This is a genomic window from Sodaliphilus pleomorphus, assembly GCF_009676955.1.
Lineage (GTDB): Bacteria > Bacteroidota > Bacteroidia > Bacteroidales > Muribaculaceae > Sodaliphilus > Sodaliphilus pleomorphus.
The window spans coordinates 204,959-224,114 of sequence record NZ_CP045696.1 but is presented as its reverse complement, the minus strand read 5'-3'; the positions used below and the strand labels follow the sequence as shown (position 1 = coordinate 224,114).

Below are 19,156 nucleotides of genomic sequence, written 5' to 3'. Positions count from 1 at the left end.
CAGTCTGTAATAAAAGATTTGGCTTCTCAAACGGGATTACAACTCAGTTTGGACAAGGATAACAAGTTGCAATATGCTAAAAATGATGAAGGAAAACCTATTGTTAATAGGATTACCAACAAAAAAGGAAAAGAAATAGATGCAGGAAGTAAAACTGCAAGGAATTTCTTGATAAAAATGATTGACAACAAAACCGAGATAGAAGTATCCTACCATGCTAAACGTACTGTTACATCTGGAACTCAAATAGGTCTCAGTTTTGAGCAAATCAGTAACATGATTAAAGGTGCTGTTGGTGTAGATGGCAATACGCTTGGTTTTGGCATGACCTTCTTACATGAACTTCATCATACAACAATAGGTGGAGACTATCATGATTCTACAGAACTTTTTGGAACTGGACCAGTTGTTGATAACATGAATATAATCCGCAATGAACTCAACAAACAAGGGTTTAATTATGGAGAAAGGTTAAATTATAAAGCGATCCATACAAAAGAAGGTAATATTATTCCTTTTAATGAATCGGCTTTAACTTCGTTGAAGTACAATAGTTCCATGGGGAAAAAGGCTCATTATATTAAAACAAAATGAGAATCATTATGAGAATATTCTTTTTGATGTGCATTTTGGGGGCTTCTTTGACGATAGCAGCTCAGAATATCATTTATGGTAATAAAAATGAGCAGAGAGCTATAAATATGGCATTTGATATTCTGCAAGTTTATTACCATTCAAAAGAACTGTGTGTTTCAGATTCGATTTATGATCTTGATTGGGAAATTTTTTCAGATATGGTTGATACTCAGACCAAACAAATTCTCTGGTCTTATCGAATAGAGAAAAAATTTATTTGGAACGCTCCAACATATTCTGAAGCTTTATTATCTATATTCGGTCCTGAAACTTGTGATTCTTGTATGTATATAGCAAATTTTTCGGAGCCATATAAAGGAATGATAAGATGCGACATCCTACCAAAAGATAAAATGGTTGGCATTTATGGATCGCCTGTTATTTCGGCTTTTCTATTTAAATACAATAATAGAGGAGAAATTTATCAGAGCTATAAAGCTGAAGTCAATATAGACTAATTAAAATTCTTTCAAAAAGGGATTGTGTGAAATGGCACAGTCCCTTTTTATAAGATATTATACAGAGGTCTTTGTATGCCCAATTGTATGATTGCAACCCTCTCCATCTTCATCGCATTCCCATAAAGTGCTAATTCCAATTAGAAGTGCAAAACTCTGAGGTGCATTAACCCATGAAAAGCACCGCGGAGGTTTGCCTTGCGGCTGGGGGCGCGAAGCCCCCAAAGAGCATTGGCGGATGACTTAAGCAATACAAAAAAGGAGAAGAACTTTCGCCCCCCTCCCTAAGATTAATTAATTTTGTATTGCAATGTATAAACAATTGACCTCGGAGCAAAGATACACAATAAGTGTGCTACTCCAAAAGAAATTCTCACTTAGTTTCATAGCCGAGACTATTGGTGTGTCAGTAAGCACGGTTTCTCGTGAGCGAAGGCGTATTTCTAATGCTAAAGGCGTTTATGACGCACGTACGGCCGTATTGAAAGTCAAACGGCATAAGGCCAGGACACCGGGCAAACGCTGTGGTGCGACTCATACGGGAGAGCGGGCTGCCTGTAAGGTCGATAACGACAGACAACGGGCCGGAGTTTGCCGCACACGAAATCATTGCGAGGGAACTTAACACGAAAGTTTACTTCGCACATCCGTACTGCTCGTGGGAGAAGGGAGCCATCGAGAACATGAACGGGCTCATCAGGCAATATATTCCGAAGAAGACGGACTTTAGGGGTATTTCAAGGCTATATGTCAAGAGCATCATCGAAAAATTAAACAACAGGCCAAGAAAGAAAAACGGATTTCGCAAGCCCAAAGACATGATTGAAGAAAAAATAGCGTAACTTTGCACTTGCTTATGGAATCCGCCGCGTCTTGAAGCTGGGTTAATTATTCTAAATAATATTGTGTAATGTAAAGCAATCTAGCATGCTTTTAGTAATTTTGCACCCATTTCTAGGATAATATTTATGACTTCAAAGATAGTTTCTTCGGGAAAGACGTCCCATCGACTCAGTGTGATGGGATTGTTAGTGACTTTAGGCATCGTTTATGGCGACATAGGAACGTCACCACTCTATGTGATGAGAGCAATAGTCGGTGCCACCTCCGCTGTGACTTCCGACTACATTATAGGCGCGGTGTCGTGTATCATCTGGACACTCACTTTCCAGACAACATTAAAATACGTTGTACTGGCACTGCGAGCAGACAACAACGGAGAGGGTGGCATCCTGGCACTCTATGCCTTGGTGAGGAAGCATGGCAGTGCATGGCTCTATCTCCTTGCCATCATCGGGGCGAGCACCCTCGTTGCCGACGGAGTGATTACGCCATCCATCACGGTCCTTTCAGCCATAGAGGGTCTGCGCACTTACGAGCCTTCCACACCTGTCATCCCTATTGCCATAGCCATCCTCACGGTGCTGTTCTTCATCCAGCAGTATGGTACCAGTGCCATTGGCAAGCTTTTCGGACCATTGATGTTGTTATGGTTCTCTATGATTGGCATATTGGGACTTACGCATGTGAGTGACAGCTGGGTGATACTCAAGGCTTTCAATCCTTGGTATGCCGTACACCTCTTAGCCACCAGCCCGGAGTGGTTTCTCATTCTGGGTGCCGTGTTTCTCTGTACGACCGGTGCCGAGGCACTCTATTCCGATTTGGGGCATTGTGGCAAGCATAACATCCGAGTGAGCTGGGCCTTTGTCAAGACTATGCTCATCTGCAACTATCTCGGTCAGGGTGCGTGGATCATCGCCCATGCCGGACAGTTTGCTCCCGGCACGAATCCTTTCTATGCCATTATGCCGCATGCTTTCCTACCCGTGGGTATCACAATGGCTACAATTGCGGCTATCGTGGCCAGTCAGGCATTGATCAGCGGGTCGTTTACTATCTTTAGTGAGGCGATGAACCTCCATTTCTGGCCGCGGCAGCACATCAAGTATCCTACCGATATCAAAGGACAGTTGTACATACCGTTTATCAATATCAGCCTTTACGTGCTGTGCATCATAGTCATCCTGTTTTTCCAGACTTCCAGCAATATGGAAGCAGCCTACGGACTGGCTATCACGGTGACGATGCTGATGACAACCTTACTATTAGGCTGCTATCTTAAACAAAACAAAATGCCGTGGAGCATGGTGATTCCTGTCATCGGCTTCTTTGTAGTCTTAGAGGGCATTTTCTTTGTTGCCAACTTAGCTAAGTTCATGCACGGCGGCTGGGTAACCATGCTACTGGCCGGAACCATCTGTCTGGTGATGTACGTGTGGTTCAACGTCGACAAGATTAGAAACACCTTTGTGGAACGTCGCGACATCAGAAAGTACTATGATGTGCTGTCGGATATCAAGTCCGATAGCTCTATTTCCAAGTTTGCCACCAACATCGTGTATATGAGCCGGTTCTGTGGTAAATACGATGTGGAGCAGAAGGTGCTCTACTCCATCATCAACAAGCATCCCATGCGTGCCGACCACTATATCTTACTGCATACCGATTACGAAGACACGCCCAATGAGCGCAGCTATGACTTCTACGAACTGATACCGGGCACTCTCTACCGTATCAATCTCCACTTAGGCTTCCGCGTGCAACCCTATGTCAACCTCTATCTCCGACAGGTCATTGAGGACCAGGTTGGAAATGGCAAGTTTGCACTTGAGAGCGGCTACGACTCCTTGCGCCGCCATCATGTGGCGGGTAACTTCATCTTTGTATTTATCAAGCGAGTATATGCTGAGTTCAACGTGTTCACCCCCAAGGCACGTTTCATCATGACCATATATAATCTTGTGCACCATCTCAAGCAAAGCGCTCCTAAGGCAATGGGCCTGAGCACAAGCAACGTCTTTGTGGAGATAGTACCGCTCGTGGTCCGGACAAGAAAGATAGAACGGGTGACACAAAATCCCCAAGCTTGCCCGACGGACAAATAGCTTCTGTCAGCTTCTGCTGTTTCTTAGCCAGATAAGGTCACACGCACACGAACTGCTCCAGGATTCACATTCCTTAAAGACAAAAGCGAGCAGCTTGCCGTAGAGTAAGCAAGCTGCCCGCTTCTTGTTAAAATTCGGAAAGACGTCCCTTCCCTATCGCTTCACCACAATCTGCTTCTGTGTGAAGTTATAGGCGGCATCGACAATGCTGAGCAGCTGCTGCCAGTTGGCCACAGGCTCTACACAGTGGTTGTATACCTTCTCCACCTTGATGACAATGATGTCACCCGATGCCGACGCGCGTGAGACGAAGCGCCCAGCAGCGTTGCTAACCGAGGTGTTCAGCGCGGCGAGGGCATCCTTAGACACCTTATAGCCCTGAGGCAGCTGGACGTTAAGCTGATAGCTATAGGTGACAGGTGCCGTGCGTACCACATCAACGGTGCGCTTGCGGTCACGGCCTTCTATCTTCAGCTGGTCGCCTATCAGCTTGCCGATGGCGAGAATAAGGTTGGGCCCTGCTTTCTTCACCAGACCGTTCTGGCTGTAAGCCACCATATAGTGCATGGGGGCATACGGCTCATTGATACCTAAGGTACCGATGGAGAAGCTATCCACAGACAGCGGATCCTCACCAAGGAAGTCGTTCACCTCATCCTTGAAGATGTCCTTTTGCTGCTCTTTTTGTTTACTGATAGTCTCTTCCAGTGACCGTTTTTCTTTCTTCGTCCAGTCATCGCCATAGCGGAAGAAGGAATGACCCATCTGGTCAGCATATTCATTGGTGAGCTGCTCGGTGGTAGGCAGATCGAACGAGAAGTGTTCCTTAGGAGCCCCACTGATGCTATTCCGGCGGATGATATGTGCCGTGGTACCGTCCCACATGACGCTGACAGCCGCTGAGGCCACATTATCCTGCGCCGTAGACTGCGGCAGCACGAGCGCCACAGCCTCCTGTTTGAAGTTCTTACCGTCGGCCTGCATCATGGCTTTCTGACCTTGCAGGTTAGCAGGGATATAGCCCGGCCCCATCGGGCCCTGATTGAAGGCATAGTAGTGGTTACCGACCTTGAGGAGCTACTGGGTGTCTTTATAGCTGATGAGTTTGTCGACAGGCTCGGCCTCCGTGGTCGCCGGAGGAAGTCGCCGGATGGCTTGGCAAGAAAGAGGGCATCACGGTGTCCAAGTCAACCATATACAACTGGATAGCGGCCCTTTCCCCACATTACGGGGACAACATCCGAAAGCACCTCAGGCATGGAGGCAGACCAAGGCAAAAGTCCTTGCTTACCACCAAGACGCATATCCCCAACCGGCTCTCCATTGACAAAAGACCGGAAACGGACTATGGACAGACCATAGGAGACTGGGAGATGGACACCATCGTCGGAAAGGAAGGCATAGGTGCCATCGTTACTCTGGTGGAGAGGAAGAGCTGCTTTATGCTCATGGAGAAACTCGATACGGGAAAGCAGGCCGTTCCACTGGCATATGCCGTGGTACGGCTCATACGGGAGAGCGGTCTGCCTGTAAGGTCGATAACGACAGACAACGGGCCGGAGTTTGCCGCACACGAAATCATTGCGAGGGAACTTAACACGAAAGTTTATTTCGCACATCCGTACTGCTCGTGGGAGAAGGGATCCTTCGAGAACATGAACGGGCTCATCAGGCAATATATTCCGAAGAAGACGGACTTTAGGGGTATTTCAAGGCTATATGTCAAGAGCATCATCGAAAAAATAAACAACAGGCCAAGAAAGAGATTTCGCAAGCCCAAAGACATGATTGAAGAAAAAATAGCGTAACTTTGCACTTGCTTATGGAATCCGTTGCCGCCCCTGAAACCATAAAATAACAAAAAATTTGGAATGAAATTTGTTAAAAGAATAGATTAAATGTAATTTTGCACTTGCTAAAGCCGAATGTGCTTAATTATAGAATAATACATAAATTACAATAATACTTTATCACAAAAGATGAACGTAACACTTGACAAAATTGATAATGTGAACGCAACGCTCACAATATCATTTACTGAAGATGACTATCAAAACGACGTTAAAAAGGAACTGAACGAAATTGGGCGCACTCGTCCTATCAAGGGTTTCCGCCTGGGCCATGTTCCCTTTGGCATGCTGAAGAAATTCTACGGAGACCAGGTGATGGCCAACGTTATAGATAAAAAGTTGAGCAAAGCTCTCACCGACTACATCGTGAGCAACAAGATCGATATCCTGGGTGAGCCCATGGTGAGCAACGACACCAAGGTTGACTTGAAAAAAGACAAGGAGTTTTCTTTCAAGTTTGATCTCGGCCTGGCTCCGGAATTTGAATTGAAACTCGACAAGCGTGTTAAGATTCCCTACTATAACATCGAGGTGAGCCAGGACATGCTCGACAAGCAGAACGAGGCCTATCGCAAGCGCTTCGGCAAGCAAGTGCCTGGTGAGGTGTCCAACGAGGAGTCGGTGTTAAGAGGCTCGCTGGCCGAGCTCAATCCCGACGGCACCGTGAAAGAAGATGGCATCAAGGTTGAAAAAGCCGTTGTCTCGCCTCGCTACTTTAAGGATGAGGAAGAAAAGAAGAAATTTGTGGGCAAGAAAGTGGGCGAGGAGGTTGTCTACAATCCCTACAAAGCCGTTGATGGTAACGTGAACGAGCTGGCCGCTACGCTCAACCTCGACACCAAAGACGCCGAGGTGAAGAGCGACTTCAAGTTCACAATCACCGAGATTCTCGTCGATGAGCTTGCCGAGATGAATCAGGAATTCTTCGACAACGTTCTGGGCAAGGACGTAGCCAAAGATGAAAAAGAGTATACCGAGAAGGTGAAAGAGATGATTGCCAATCAGTTGAAAAACGACAGCAACTATCGCTTCACTCTTGATGCCGAGCGCGTGTTGCGCAAGAAAGTGGGCGAGCTTGAGTTGCCCGAGGCTTTCTTGAAACGCTTCCTGCTTGCGCAAAACAAGGACGCCGACGAGAAGAAGATTGAAGAAGAGTGGCCCACTGCCAAGAAGCAGCTTGAGTGGCAGCTCATCAAGGAGAAAGTGGCTCGCAACTATGATGTGAAGGTGGAGAACGAAGACAAGCTGCGCCTTGCACGCTTCTATGCCGCACAGCAGTTTGCTCAATATGGCATGGGCAACCTCCCCGACGATGTCATCGACAAGTATGCTCATCAGCTGCTTGAGAAGCCTGAATACAGCAACGACATCACCAACCGCGCTATGGAGGACAAAGTGTTTGCTGCCGTAAAGAATGCTGTGGGCATCGACGAGAAGAATGTCACTGCCGAAGAGTTCAACAAGCTCTTTGAGGCCGACAAGAAATAAATCTTGTCACTTCACCAGCTGAGCGATAAGCATATATTAAACAGCACAGAGAGCGGTCATTGTAGTCGATGCCGCTCTCTTGCTCGTATTTTGGCACAATTATTGCCAATTCTCATTTATTCAAAATGGTTTTAACAATGAACAACGATTTCAGAAATTATGCCGTTCATCATCTTGGAATGAACGGTCTTGCACTCGACGAGTACACAAGTCAAGTGAGCGACAGTTATATCAGTCCCACAATCATCGAGGAGCGCAAGCTCAATGTGGCTCAGATGGATGTGTTTTCACGCCTCATGATGGACCGCATCATATTCTTAGGCACCCAAGTCGACGACTATACAGCCAATGTGATTCAAGCCCAGCTGCTTTATCTCGACTCGGCCGACCCGGGCAAGGATGTCTCGATCTATGTGAATTCTCCTGGCGGATCGGTCTATGCCGGACTGGGCATATACGACACCATGCAATATATTCAAAGCGATGTGTCGACCATTTGCACCGGCATGGCAGCATCGATGGCTGCAGTGCTGTTGGTTGCAGGCCAGAAGGGCAAGCGCTTTGCTCTCAAGCACTCTCGCGTGATGATACATCAGCCCATGGGCGGCATTCAAGGCCAGGCCTCGGACATTGAAATCACCTCGCGCGAAATCCTTAAGCTCAAGAAGGAGCTGTACACCATCATCAGCGAGCACTCGGGGCAGCCTTATGACAAGGTGTATGCCGACAGCGACCGCGACTACTGGATGACGTCGGACGAGGCATTGAAGTATGGCATGATCGACAAGGTTCTTGAAAAGGCAAAGTAAGCATGGCGAAAAAAGAAACTATGAGGTGCAGCATCTGCGGCCGCAGCGAGCGTGAGGTGCAACTGCTCATGCCCGGCCTTAACGGATGCATATGCAACGAGTGTGCCGAGCGTGCCAACGAGCTTGCCAAGGAGTATCTGGGCAAGATGGCCGAGGCGTCGGTGCCTGAGCTGGATATCAGCTCATTGCCTAAACCCGAGCAGATAAAGGAATATCTTGACGAGTATGTGATAGGGCAGGACGAGGCCAAGAAGTACCTCTCGGTTGCCGTCTACAACCACTACAAGCGTCTTGTGCAGAAGAAAACCGACGATGATGTAGAAATCGAAAAGTCCAACATCATCATGGTAGGCCCCACCGGCACAGGAAAGACACTGCTGGCCAGGACAATTGCCAAGCTCTTGAAAGTGCCTTTCGCTATTGTCGATGCCACAGTGCTCACGCAGGCGGGCTATGTGGGCGAGGATATCGAGTCGCTCCTCACAAGGCTGCTTCAGGCTTGTGACTACAATGTGAAAGAGGCCGAGCGAGGCATCGTCTTTATCGACGAAATCGACAAAATCGCCCGCAAGGGCGACAACCCGTCGATCACCCGCGACGTGAGCGGCGAGGGCGTGCAGCAGGGCTTGCTCAAGCTGCTCGAGGGTTCGATTGTGAACGTGCCCCCTCAAGGCGGCCGCAAGCATCCAGAGCAGAAAATGATCCCCGTCGACACCAAGAACATTTTGTTTATATGCGGCGGAGCCTTTGAGGGCATAGAGCGCAAGATTGCCCAGCGCCTCAACACCCATGTTGTGGGCTATGGCGCCAACAGCAAGGTGAGGCGTGTCGAGCAAGAGAAGCTGCTGCATTTTGTGGCACCTCAAGACTTGAGATCCTATGGCCTGATTCCTGAAATCATAGGCCGATTGCCCATTCTCACCAACCTTGAGCCACTCGACCGCGATGCGCTGCTGCGCATTCTCACCGAGCCCAAAAACGCTATTGTCAAGCAGTATCAAAAGCTGTTTGCCATGGACGGTATCGACCTGCAGGTGCCTCGCGAGGTGCTGGAATATGTCGTCGACAAGGCCATCGAGTACAAGCTGGGGGCACGGGGACTTCGGTCGATATTTGAGACCATCATGATCGACGCCATGTACAAGGCCCCGTCATCGCGAAAGAAAAAATTCACAGTTACACTCGACTATGCCAAGCAAGAACTCGAGAAATCCAGCTTAGAATACTTGAAAGACGCGAGCTGATTTATTCCTGTATTCTATCTTTTATAATTACTTTTTATAGAATGAAACAAAATTTGTGTGTTTCATTCTATTTTATTATATTTGTGTCTAAATACGATACCTGTTAACTTACATATCAATGACTGACAAGAAAAAAATTACGACAGTACTGAAAAGATACTTCGGTTTTGATACTTTCAAGGGCAACCAGGAAGAGATTATCTTAAATCTCCTGAACGAGAACGACACTTTCGTGCTTATGCCTACGGGAGGGGGTAAGTCGTTGTGCTACCAATTGCCGTCATTGCTAATGGAGGGCACGGCCATCGTTATCTCGCCGCTCATCGCCTTGATGAAGAACCAGGTCGATGCAATGCGCATGCACAGTGAAGACGACGGGATTGCTCACTTCTTGAACTCGTCGCTCAACAAGATGGAAATCAACAGGGTGAAAGAGGATATCCTCGCAGGCAAGACCAAATTGCTCTATGTGGCGCCCGAGTCGCTCACCAAAGAAGAAAATATCGAGTTTCTCAAGGGTGTGAAGATATCGTTCTATGCTATCGACGAGGCCCATTGCATTTCGGAATGGGGACACGACTTCCGCCCTGAGTACCGTCGCATCAGGCCCATCATCAATGAGATTTGTCGTCGTCCTGTCATTGCTTTGACTGCAACAGCCACGCCCAAGGTTCAGCACGACATCATGAAGAACCTTGATATACAGAACGCGCAGGTTTTCAAGTCATCGTTCAACCGCCCCAACCTTTACTACGAGGTGCGTCCCAAGATGGCCGATGTCGACAAGGAAATCATACGCTATATCAAGTCGATGGAAGGTAAATCGGGCATCATCTACTGCCTGAGTCGCAAAGAGGTTGAAGACTTGGCCAAAACGTTGCAGGTCAACAATATAAAAGCCAAACCCTATCATGCAGGCATGGATAGTGCCACGCGAAGTGCCACCCAAGACGCCTTCCTGAAAGACGAAATCGACGTGATCGTGGCCACTATTGCCTTTGGCATGGGTATCGACAAGCCCGACGTGAGATTTGTGATACACTACGACATTCCCAAGAGTCTTGAGGGGTATTACCAGGAGACTGGCCGTGCTGGCCGCGACGGTGGAGAGGGACAATGCATCACCTTCTATGCCCAGAAGGACTTGATCAAGTTGCAGAAGTTCATGCAGGGCAAGCCTGTTAATGAGCAGGAAATAGGCAAGCAGCTTCTTCAGGAAACTGCGGCCTATGCCGAGTCGTCGGTGTGCCGTCGCAAGTCGTTGCTGCATTATTTCGGCGAGGAGTATACCGAGGATAATTGCGGCAACTGCGACAACTGCCTGCATCCACGCAAGCGCATCGAGGCTACCGACGAGCTGTGCGCTTTGATCGAAACAATCTTGGCGCTTAGGGAAAAGTTCAAGGCCAATTATGTTATCAAGGTCATGCTTGGTGAACCCACCACCGAGATTAAGTCGTATCAGCACGACAAAATCGAAGAGTTCGGGTGCGAGAAGCAGCACGATGCCAAGTTTCTCAATGCTATTATCAATCAAGCAGTGATTGCTGGATATGTGGTTCGCGATATCGAGAACTACGGTTTGCTCAAAATCACCGACCAGGGAAGAAAATTCTTGCAGCATCCCACACCGTTCACCATGGTCGAGGACCGTGATTTCAGCGACACCAGCGAAGTCGAGATGCACAGTGGCGCGGCAGGTGCTCTCGACCAGGAACTATATAGCATCCTTCGCGATTTGCGCAAGAAAATCGCCCGGCAAAACGAGCTGCCGCCCTATGTGATATTCCAAGACCCGTCGCTCGAAGCCATGTCGACGACCTATCCTGTGACGCTTGAAGAGTTGCAAACCATTCCTGGCGTGGGGCAAGGCAAGGCAAAGCGCTATGGCAAGGAGTTTGTTGAAGTCATCAAGAAGTATGTCGACGAGAACGAGATTGAGCGCCCCGAGGATCTGAGGGTTCGCACGGTGCCCAACAAGAGCCGCTTCAAGATCGACATCATTCAGAACATTGACCGCAAGACCGACCTCGATGCACTTGCTCAAGCCAAAGGGTTGGATTTTGACGAACTGCTGGATGAAATTGAGTCGATTGTATATTCTGGCACCAAGATCAACATCGACTACTATCTTGAGGAGAACATGGACGAAGATCACATGTGGGATATCTTTGACTATTTCAAAGAAAGTGATACCGACAAAATCTCGATAGCCGAGAAAGAACTCGGCCCCGACTATACCGAAGAGGAGATACGCCTTGTGCGCATCAAGTTTATAAGTGAGATGGGAAACTAAGCCCACTCTGTACTCATGCGCGTTTACGGTTGTGGTCACACACATCGCGGTGAATGAATCGACCGAACTAAAAGCCAACTTCTGCCACAATTTCATGACAGGGGTTGACTTTGTGCTTAGGTGAAATGCTGATTGTTTTTTTTCGATATGAGAATACTCTTCATCCTGCTGATATTGACCATTGTTGTGCTCGTTCATGAAATCGGGCACTATGTGGTGGCTCGTGCTTTGGGGTGCAGGGTGAGCAAGATACAAATTTTTTTTGGCAAGATTTTTTCGATTAAGCCCAATCCCCGCCCCGACGGCCGACCGTCGTGGCGCGACACCGAGTATGCCATTGGTTGGCTCCCCCTTGGTGGGGTCACCGTCTATGAGGATCAGCCGTTGCCCTATGAGCATGTCGATGAGCAAGGCAACAAGATTATGGTTACACCGCCCGGCCGCAGTTGGTATTATAGCAACAAGCCTGCTTGGGCAAGGTTGCTCATTGCCATAGCAGGAGTTTCCTTCAATCTGCTCACTGCTGTTGCGATTCTGGCTGCAATCGTTTTCACCACCGATTATGAAATTACTCCCTATGTTGCCAACCGCGACGGGATGTACTTCAGCTCGCTTGCTCAACTTGCAGGTTTTAGAAATGGCGACATTCCCCTCAGGGCCGACAACCGCCCACTGCATTATCTCACCGACGATGAGATCAATGAGATGCTCAACGCCAAAACAGTAACAGTATTGAGAAATCACACCGACACTCTCGACATATCCATCCCTGCTTCTTTGAAAAGTGTCTATAAGAGTAGCCGCCGCGACCCTAATGCCTATTTCATGGTTTACCAGTCCAAAGCCGGCTCGCAACAACCCGTTGTGCATGTGACCATAACCGCCCGTCAGTCGGCAAGGCTCATTGCCGACATGGTCATCAACCAGGTTAAGGGTGTGGTCTATAGCATGGCTGGTGCGATGGGGCTTAAAGCCCGGTACACGATTCCGTTTTCTCACGACAGCTACCGCGTGTGTGTGCTCAGCAGCATGCACGCCCACCCGTTTCTCACCACTCTGGCATCTTTCTCCATAGGATTGTTTGTGCTCAACCTTATCCCTATATATCCACTTGATGGGGGAGCGGCGGCCTTTTGCATCTATGAGATGGTTGCTCACCGCCGGCCCAGCCGCAGGTTTCAGAACATAGTGGGCATGATTGGGACGATTGTCATTATAATAATATTTTGGATTTTGCCGTTGATTGTATAATAACGATTTTGAGATTACGAGATAGATATGATAGACATCAACAACAGTATCATTAAAGTTGTGAGATCGCTTGCTGTAAAAAAATATCGCGATCAAGAGGGCCTGTTTGTGGCCGAGGGAACAAAATGCGTGAGAGACACGTGGGGGGCATTTGATTGTCGCTGGCTCATATGCACGCGTGCCTGGCACGACCGCATGGCCAATGCATCGATGTATGACAAGATTGTGATTGCCAGCAATCAGCACATGTCTCGCATGTCGCAATTCAGCAACCCAAGCGATGTGATTGCCGTGTATCGGTTGCCTGACTCCAGCATCGACAGCGACGCAGTTGAAAACAACCTCAACATCGTGCTCGACAACATTCAGGACCCAGGCAACCTGGGCACTATTATGAGGCTGGCCGACTGGTATGGCATCACCAATGTGTTTGCCAGCATTGGCACGGTCGATGTTTTCAATCACAAGACAGTTCAAGCAACGATGGGTGCGATATCTCGTGTCAAGGTTCACTACTGCGACTTGCTGCAGCTTTTTGGGCAGTACCCCGACCTGCCCGTTTGGGGAACGTTTCTCGATGGCGAGAACATCTATGCAACAAAGCTTGACAACAAGGGATTTGTAGTGTTTGGCAATGAGGGGCGGGGAATAAGCAGCGCCGTCGCCCAGCAGGTGACCTCGCGGTTGCTCATTCCTGCATGGCCACATACCGGCCGCACCAGCGAGTCGCTCAATGTGGGTATAGCTGCAGCAATCACTATCAGCGAGTTTAGACGCAACAACTTGGTGTGATTCTTAAAACTATGAATGTGTGCTATGGCTAAAGTGAAAACAATGTATTTTTGCAAGAATTGCGGCGCCGAGTCGCCCAAATGGATTGGGCGCTGCCCCGCATGTGGGGAATGGAACACCTATGTGGAAGAGCCTGTGGCGCCCAAGGGGAAGCATGGTGCTTTGCTCGGCGACGCGGGCAGCGGCCAGACTCCTGCGGTGCCAATCAAGATAAGTGAAATCAAGACCGAGGAAATGCCTCGCATCAAGTTGCCCAGTGCCGAGCTCGACCGGGTGCTCGGCGGCGGCCTTGTCCCAGGCTCTATCATCTTGATTGGCGGTGAGCCTGGCATCGGCAAGTCGACGCTGGTGTTGCAAAACGTGCTTCGCATTCGCTCTCGCAAGGTGCTCTATATCTCGGGAGAGGAGAGCCCGCAGCAGTTGCGCATGAGGGCCGACCGCATCGCGGGCGGGAAAATGGATTGTGAGTGCTACCTGCTGTGCGAAACCTCGCTCGACAACATCTTTGCCAGCATCAAGGCCAACAAGCCCGATTTGATTATAGTTGACTCAATCCAGACGATTGCCAGCGACCAGCTCGAGTCGGCGGCTGGCAGTGTGAGCCAGGTGAGGGAATGTGCTGCCACATTCTTGCGCTATGCCAAGGAGACCAACACCCCCGTGATATTGATAGGGCACATCAACAAAGAGGGCAGCATTGCTGGCCCTAAGGTGCTGGAGCACATCGTCGATGCTGTATTGCAATTTGAGGGCGACCGGCATTACATGTATCGCATCTTGCGCAGCATCAAGAATCGCTTTGGCAACACCAGCGAAATCGGAATATATGAAATGAAAGAAGACGGGCTGCGCGAGGTCACCAATCCCAGCGAAATGCTGCTCTCGTTGCACGGCGAGGCCCTGTCGGGCACGGCGATTGGTGTCACTATCGACGGCGCCCGCCCCTTCTTGATCGAGACTCAGGCGCTGGTGAGTACTGCTGCCTACGGGACTGCTCAGCGCTCGGTCACAGGCTTTGACCAGCGCAGGATGAACATGCTGCTTGCCGTGCTGGAAAAGCGCGTGGGCTTCAAGCTCGCGCAGAAGGATGTTTTCTTGAATATTGCTGGCGGTCTCAAGGTCAACGACCCTGCACTCGACCTGGCCGTGATATGTGCAATACTTTCGAGCAACGTCGACATGCCCATCAACAAGGGAATATGCATGAGTGGCGAGGTGGGCCTCTCGGGTGAAATCAGGCAGATCACTCGCATCGACCAGCGCATAGGCGAAGCCGAGAAACTGGGTTTTGAGAGTATCATAATCCCGGCAAACAATACGCGTGGCCTTCACTCAAGCGATTTCAAAATCAAGCTTATAGAAGTATCCAAGGTGGAGGAGGCCTTCAGATACTTGTTTGGGTAGTGTGTTAAATGCAGTGTTTATTTGTGCAAAGTTGATTAATAAACGTTAAACGTTTTGTCTCGAGTTAAACTTATTGCTCTGAAAATTGTCACATTTACAAAATTCGTAATAAAACAATTTTCGCTGCAACAATAAAGCTTCAAACATTCACTAACTTTTTCTTAGAGAAACACACAATTTTATTAAGCAGGGCCTTGATTGCTGGCAAGCACAGAAGGCATGAAATCAAAAAACTCCAGTTACATTAAACTGGAGTTTTTTCATGCATGCTCCTCTGTGCTGCGTTTTCTGGCAGTTGCCGCTTCACAATGGCATTTGTGCAGCGTCGGCAGTCGGCCGGTGATGCAGTGTGTAGGCATCGGTTATGCTTCCATGTAGTTGAGGAAACGGCCAGCTTGTTGAGCCAGTTGCGACTTCTGCGTCTCGGTGAGTATCATGCGCCCTTCGGTCCAAGCCTCAAGATTGAGGGCAATGCCTGTCTGCCCCTCGACCATCACGTCGGCCTTCAATGCTGTCAACAATGTGGTGAGTTGTTTTCGACAGGCGGCAGTGGCTCCCTTCCCCCCGGCTCCCGTTATTGTGAATTTCTTTCCGGCGAGCACAGTGGGGGCTGTGCGGCAGGCAGGGTCTACGGGGCGCGACAGCCAGTCGATGATGTTCTTGACGTGGCCTGGATAGGAGTAGTTGTATTCTGGCGAAAATATCCACACGCCGTCGGCATCGGCCACAACACGCCTCATCTCGGCAACTGCTTGTGGTGCGGGATATTCGATGTCCTGGTTGATGAGCGGCACGCTTGAATAGTCCAGTTCGGTCACTTCAGCTTTGCCCTTGAGCATGTTTTTGACCAGTTCACTCACTTCTCGATTGAAGCTCGCCTTGCGCAATGAGCCTATTATAAACAAAATCTTCTTCATCGTGTCATTTTTTTTGTTTGCAATTATACGAAATAAAAGTGAGTGTTACAAATGCTGTTGTCGAGTTTATCGTTTCCAGGTTGCAAGTGTAAGGGGGCGATTGTGAGTGGTAAAGTGTGGAAAGTGGATGTTTTTTGCCGAATGCAACTGTGAGTTGCCGTAATTTTTCATTACCTTTGTAAAAAATAAAGACCGAAAACGATATGTTGAATTCTATATTATTGTTATTCAATCTCGGCACGGGAGAGATCATTGTAATCGTGCTTATTGTGTTGCTGTTGTTCGGCGGCAAAAAGATACCCGAGCTCATGCGTGGCCTGGGCAAGGGCGTGAAAAGCTTCAAGCAAGGCATGAATGAGGTGGAAGAGGAAATAAAGAATGCCGACCCCATCGACGGCAAAAAGGAATCTTCCAACCAGGGAAAAAAGATACCTGAAAAATAGCAATGACTCAAGACCAGGGTAAGGGAACGCTCGAGGAGATGTCGCTATGGGATCACCTCGATGCATTGCGTGCTGTGCTCATCAAGATGATTGTTGTGCTGGTGGTCGCAACATGTGTGCTTTTTGTTTTCATGCCCCAGATTTTTGACAATGTGATTCTGGCGCCGTGCAGGGGAGATTTTATACTATACCGTGTTTTCGAAAAAATCACAGCGGGTTTGCCTTTTGTTCCCGACTTCTCCACTCAGGGATTTCAAGTGCACCTGATCAACATTCAGCTGGCGTCTCAATTTTTCATTCACATGTCGTCGGCCTTCTGGTTTGCACTGGTGCTCACTTTTCCTGTTTTGCTCTACCTGCTATGGACCTTTGTAAGCCCTGCACTGTATCCCAATGAGAAACGTGGCTTTGAGATAGCTTTCGGGTTGGGCCTCGTGATGTTTCTGCTCGGGGTGATGGTGGGGTATTTCATTGTTTTCCCTATTACCTTGAGGTTCCTTGCCGACTATCATGTGAGCCAGATGGTCCCCAACCAGATTTCGCTCGACAGTTACATGGACACTTTCCTCATGATGATTTTTATCATGGGGCTTGTGTTTGAACTCCCATTGCTGGCATGGGTTTTAGGCAAGTTTGGTATTCTGCATCGGGATTTTTTCAAGAAATACCGCAGGCACGCGGTAGTGGTTTTGCTCGTCCTGGCCGCAGTCATCACTCCCACTGGCGATCCCTTCACACTCGCCATCGTGTTCATGCCCATTTACATTCTGTATGAGTTGAGCGCGTTGCTGGTCAAGCCACAGCAGGATAGTGATGCCTGAGCGCAGCTGTGCAGTTTTCTGCTTGCCTCGCGTTATTTCGAGGACACACACACAATGTCAGTAATTCACTGTGACGTGGAAACACGGTTGCCGCTCCTCGACGAGCACCCAGCACTTGTGTTGCATGCGCAGCCTGTAGAGCACGTGGCCTAATATCAGTTTCTGCTCGCTATAGGGTAGCTCTTCCCCCTCTTTGTTTACGGCATAGAAATTGTTGTGCGCTATGTCAAATGTGGTGCCGTAGCAGTGCGACGATTGTGATACGGCATTGCTGTTGACGCGTTGCAGGCGCTTCACGTCGTCCATGGTGCGCGTGACCGAGGTGACAATGATTTTTTCGATTCTCACATGACGGGCTGCCAGCGAGTCCTGAAAGGCCTTGGCAATCGTGTCGAGCAGTGCCTTGGCGTGGTGGGTGAGGTAGGGAACCGAGTGCGACAAGTACTCGACGGTGTACAGGTCGCACGACTCGATTTTCTCCAGTTGGGGAATCTTGGTGAAATCAGTGTCGCGGCTGGCTATGGGAGTGATGCCCCATTTCTGTGCCGCGGCGAGCTGTACATCTTGATAGTCGTCGAAATAGAACGGCGCTTCCTGTTGTGCTTTGGCGGCAGTGTCGCCCGATTTGCCCTTGGAGTGACGAGAGCTGCCCGTGCAGCTGCTCGCAAGCGTGAGGGCAATTGCCAAAAATATCAATGCTCCCGAGAGTAGCTTTATAGATTGAGATTGTATTGTGAAGTGCATTTGCTTGCTGTTGTAATCTTGTTGTGTGTATTTTTTCTGCAAAATTACGGAATTTTGGCAAGCAATAGCTCAGAATTGCAAGAAAAAATCCTCCTTCCCGAGCTTTACGGTCGAAGGAGGGGGGGGGTGAATCGTGTATGCTGGGGGTATACACGCCAAGCGGTGTGCACAAGTTCATCTTATGAAGTTGGTGTTCTGCCATGGCTCCAGCTCTGGATGATTCAACCCTCGAGCCTTTCCAGCCTCTATGCAATTGAGCATCCATGCCATGTTGCGTGCCAGTGCGCGCATGGTCTGCAAGCCTTCGGCATCCTGCCTCACCTCGTCGGGAGTGTTGCCATGCACCTGGTTCCAGTATTGCGACGTGACAATGGGCATGTTGTTGATTGAAAAATACTTGTTGATGACGTCAAATGATGCCGTAGCGCCGCCACGGCGACAGCTTACTATGCACGCTGCAGGCTTGAACTCCAGCTTTTCGGCTGCCGAATAAAACAAGCGGTCCATAAATGAGAGCAACGTGCCATTGGGGCTGGCATAATACACGGGGGAGCCAAAGACAAAGCCGTCGCACTCACTCGCCTCGGCAGCTACGATATTGACCATGTCGTTGTTAAATACGCATTGTCCCGTCGTTCGGCATTGGTTGCACGCGACACAGCCCGAAATGGGGCGTGCACCTATCCACGATGTCTTGGTATCGATGCCACATTTATTCAAGGTGTGGGCAACCTCTTCGAGTGCAGTGGCCGTGCATCCTTTCACATGCGGGCTGCCGTTGATCAACAATACTTTCATAACGCTTCTTTTTTGTTTAAAACGCCATTATGCTGTTATTTATTATACTCCCAAATGGCTTATTGCGCATCTTCGTCTCAGGTTGGACCCGCCTTGTGCTTTGTGTCACAGGGCGGTAGTGCGTAAAAAGTGTGTGCATGTGCAGTAAAATTTAAGTTTGGCCTATGGTAATTCCCAGAAAAATGTGTAAATTTGTGCGCAATAAATGATGCAGTGTCACTCGCTATAATGTAGCCTTGAACTGCTTCCTGGCATTG

15 protein-coding genes and 2 pseudogenes are annotated in these 19,156 nt (G+C 48.9%); 13 read left to right on the top strand and 4 right to left on the bottom strand.

Going from position 1 to position 19,156, the window contains the following annotated elements; translation table 11 throughout:
* Nucleotides 1-590 precede the first annotated feature (590 nt).
* The 3 genes and pseudogenes from GF423_RS00935 (at nt 591) to GF423_RS00925 (ending at nt 4,042) form a co-directional block, all read left to right on the top strand.
* Complete coding sequence (locus GF423_RS00935; protein ID WP_154538219.1) at nt 591-1,094, top strand: hypothetical protein; 504 nt, start codon at nt 591-593, stop codon at nt 1,092-1,094.
* 310 nt (nt 1,095-1,404) lie between these two features.
* Nucleotides 1,405-1,936, top strand: a pseudogene (locus GF423_RS14325) (IS30 family transposase).
* A gap of 126 nt (nt 1,937-2,062) precedes the next feature.
* The gene (locus GF423_RS00925) at nt 2,063-4,042 is read left to right on the top strand and encodes a KUP/HAK/KT family potassium transporter (RefSeq protein ID WP_154326580.1); all 1,980 of its coding nucleotides are present in this window, start codon (nt 2,063-2,065) and stop codon (nt 4,040-4,042) included.
* Between the two features lie 153 nt (nt 4,043-4,195).
* Here the strand turns inward: GF423_RS00925 and GF423_RS00920 are convergent, their stop codons facing one another.
* Nucleotides 4,196-5,029 carry a hypothetical protein gene (locus GF423_RS00920; RefSeq protein ID WP_154326579.1) on the bottom strand — a complete coding sequence of 278 codons (834 nt, stop codon included), beginning with the start codon at nt 5,027-5,029 and terminating at the stop codon, nt 4,196-4,198.
* Nucleotides 5,030-5,166: 137 nt separating this feature from the next.
* Between GF423_RS00920 and GF423_RS00915 the strand changes: the two are divergent.
* The 8 genes and pseudogenes from GF423_RS00915 to radA all read left to right on the top strand — a co-directional run.
* Nucleotides 5,167-5,850 (top strand): annotated as a pseudogene (locus tag GF423_RS00915) (IS30 family transposase); the annotation flags it as partial.
* Nucleotides 5,851-6,021: 171 nt separating this feature from the next.
* Nucleotides 6,022-7,380 carry a trigger factor gene (gene tig, locus GF423_RS00910; RefSeq protein ID WP_154326577.1) on the top strand — a complete coding sequence of 453 codons (1,359 nt, stop codon included), beginning with the start codon at nt 6,022-6,024 and terminating at the stop codon, nt 7,378-7,380.
* Nucleotides 7,381-7,517: 137 nt separating this feature from the next.
* Nucleotides 7,518-8,189 carry an ATP-dependent Clp endopeptidase proteolytic subunit ClpP gene (clpP, locus tag GF423_RS00905; RefSeq protein ID WP_154326576.1) on the top strand — a complete coding sequence of 224 codons (672 nt, stop codon included), beginning with the start codon at nt 7,518-7,520 and terminating at the stop codon, nt 8,187-8,189.
* 2 nt (nt 8,190-8,191) lie between these two features.
* Nucleotides 8,192-9,433 carry an ATP-dependent Clp protease ATP-binding subunit ClpX gene (clpX, locus tag GF423_RS00900; protein WP_154326575.1) on the top strand — a complete coding sequence of 414 codons (1,242 nt, stop codon included), beginning with the start codon at nt 8,192-8,194 and terminating at the stop codon, nt 9,431-9,433.
* 118 nt (nt 9,434-9,551) lie between these two features.
* The gene (recQ, locus tag GF423_RS00895; protein WP_154326574.1) at nt 9,552-11,729 is read left to right on the top strand and encodes a DNA helicase RecQ; all 2,178 of its coding nucleotides are present in this window, start codon (nt 9,552-9,554) and stop codon (nt 11,727-11,729) included.
* Between the two features lie 147 nt (nt 11,730-11,876).
* The gene (locus GF423_RS00890) at nt 11,877-12,980 is read left to right on the top strand and encodes a M50 family metallopeptidase (protein ID WP_154326573.1); all 1,104 of its coding nucleotides are present in this window, start codon (nt 11,877-11,879) and stop codon (nt 12,978-12,980) included.
* A 27-nt stretch (nt 12,981-13,007) separates the two neighbouring features.
* Entirely contained in the window at nt 13,008-13,772 is a 765-nt protein-coding gene (locus GF423_RS00885) for an RNA methyltransferase (protein ID WP_154326572.1), read from the top strand.
* A gap of 24 nt (nt 13,773-13,796) precedes the next feature.
* A complete protein-coding gene (gene radA / locus GF423_RS00880) occupies nt 13,797-15,176 on the top strand; it encodes a DNA repair protein RadA (protein ID WP_154326571.1) in 1,380 nt (459 codons plus the stop codon).
* A 362-nt stretch (nt 15,177-15,538) separates the two neighbouring features.
* On the opposite strand, the gene GF423_RS00875 is transcribed toward radA, so the two are convergent.
* Nucleotides 15,539-16,093: an NADPH-dependent FMN reductase gene (locus GF423_RS00875; protein WP_154326570.1), complete on the bottom strand. Its 555-nt coding sequence runs from the start codon at nt 16,091-16,093 to the stop codon at nt 15,539-15,541.
* A gap of 203 nt (nt 16,094-16,296) precedes the next feature.
* Here GF423_RS00875 and GF423_RS00870 point away from each other — a divergent pair, with 203 nt between their 5' ends.
* Both GF423_RS00870 and tatC read left to right on the top strand, forming a co-directional pair.
* Complete coding sequence (locus GF423_RS00870; RefSeq protein ID WP_154326569.1) at nt 16,297-16,536, top strand: Sec-independent protein translocase subunit TatA/TatB; 240 nt, start codon at nt 16,297-16,299, stop codon at nt 16,534-16,536.
* Nucleotides 16,537-16,538: 2 nt separating this feature from the next.
* On the top strand, nt 16,539-17,357 hold the full coding sequence (gene tatC / locus GF423_RS00865) for a twin-arginine translocase subunit TatC (RefSeq protein WP_154326568.1): 819 nt from the start codon (nt 16,539-16,541) through the stop codon (nt 17,355-17,357).
* Between the two features lie 57 nt (nt 17,358-17,414).
* Here the strand turns inward: tatC and GF423_RS00860 are convergent, their stop codons facing one another.
* Together GF423_RS00860 and GF423_RS00855 are read right to left on the bottom strand one after the other, a co-directional pair.
* Complete coding sequence (locus GF423_RS00860; protein WP_154326567.1) at nt 17,415-18,053, bottom strand: DUF5715 family protein; 639 nt, start codon at nt 18,051-18,053, stop codon at nt 17,415-17,417.
* A gap of 222 nt (nt 18,054-18,275) precedes the next feature.
* On the bottom strand, nt 18,276-18,899 hold the full coding sequence (locus tag GF423_RS00855) for a flavodoxin family protein (protein WP_154326566.1): 624 nt from the start codon (nt 18,897-18,899) through the stop codon (nt 18,276-18,278).
* Nucleotides 18,900-19,156 lie beyond the last annotated feature (257 nt).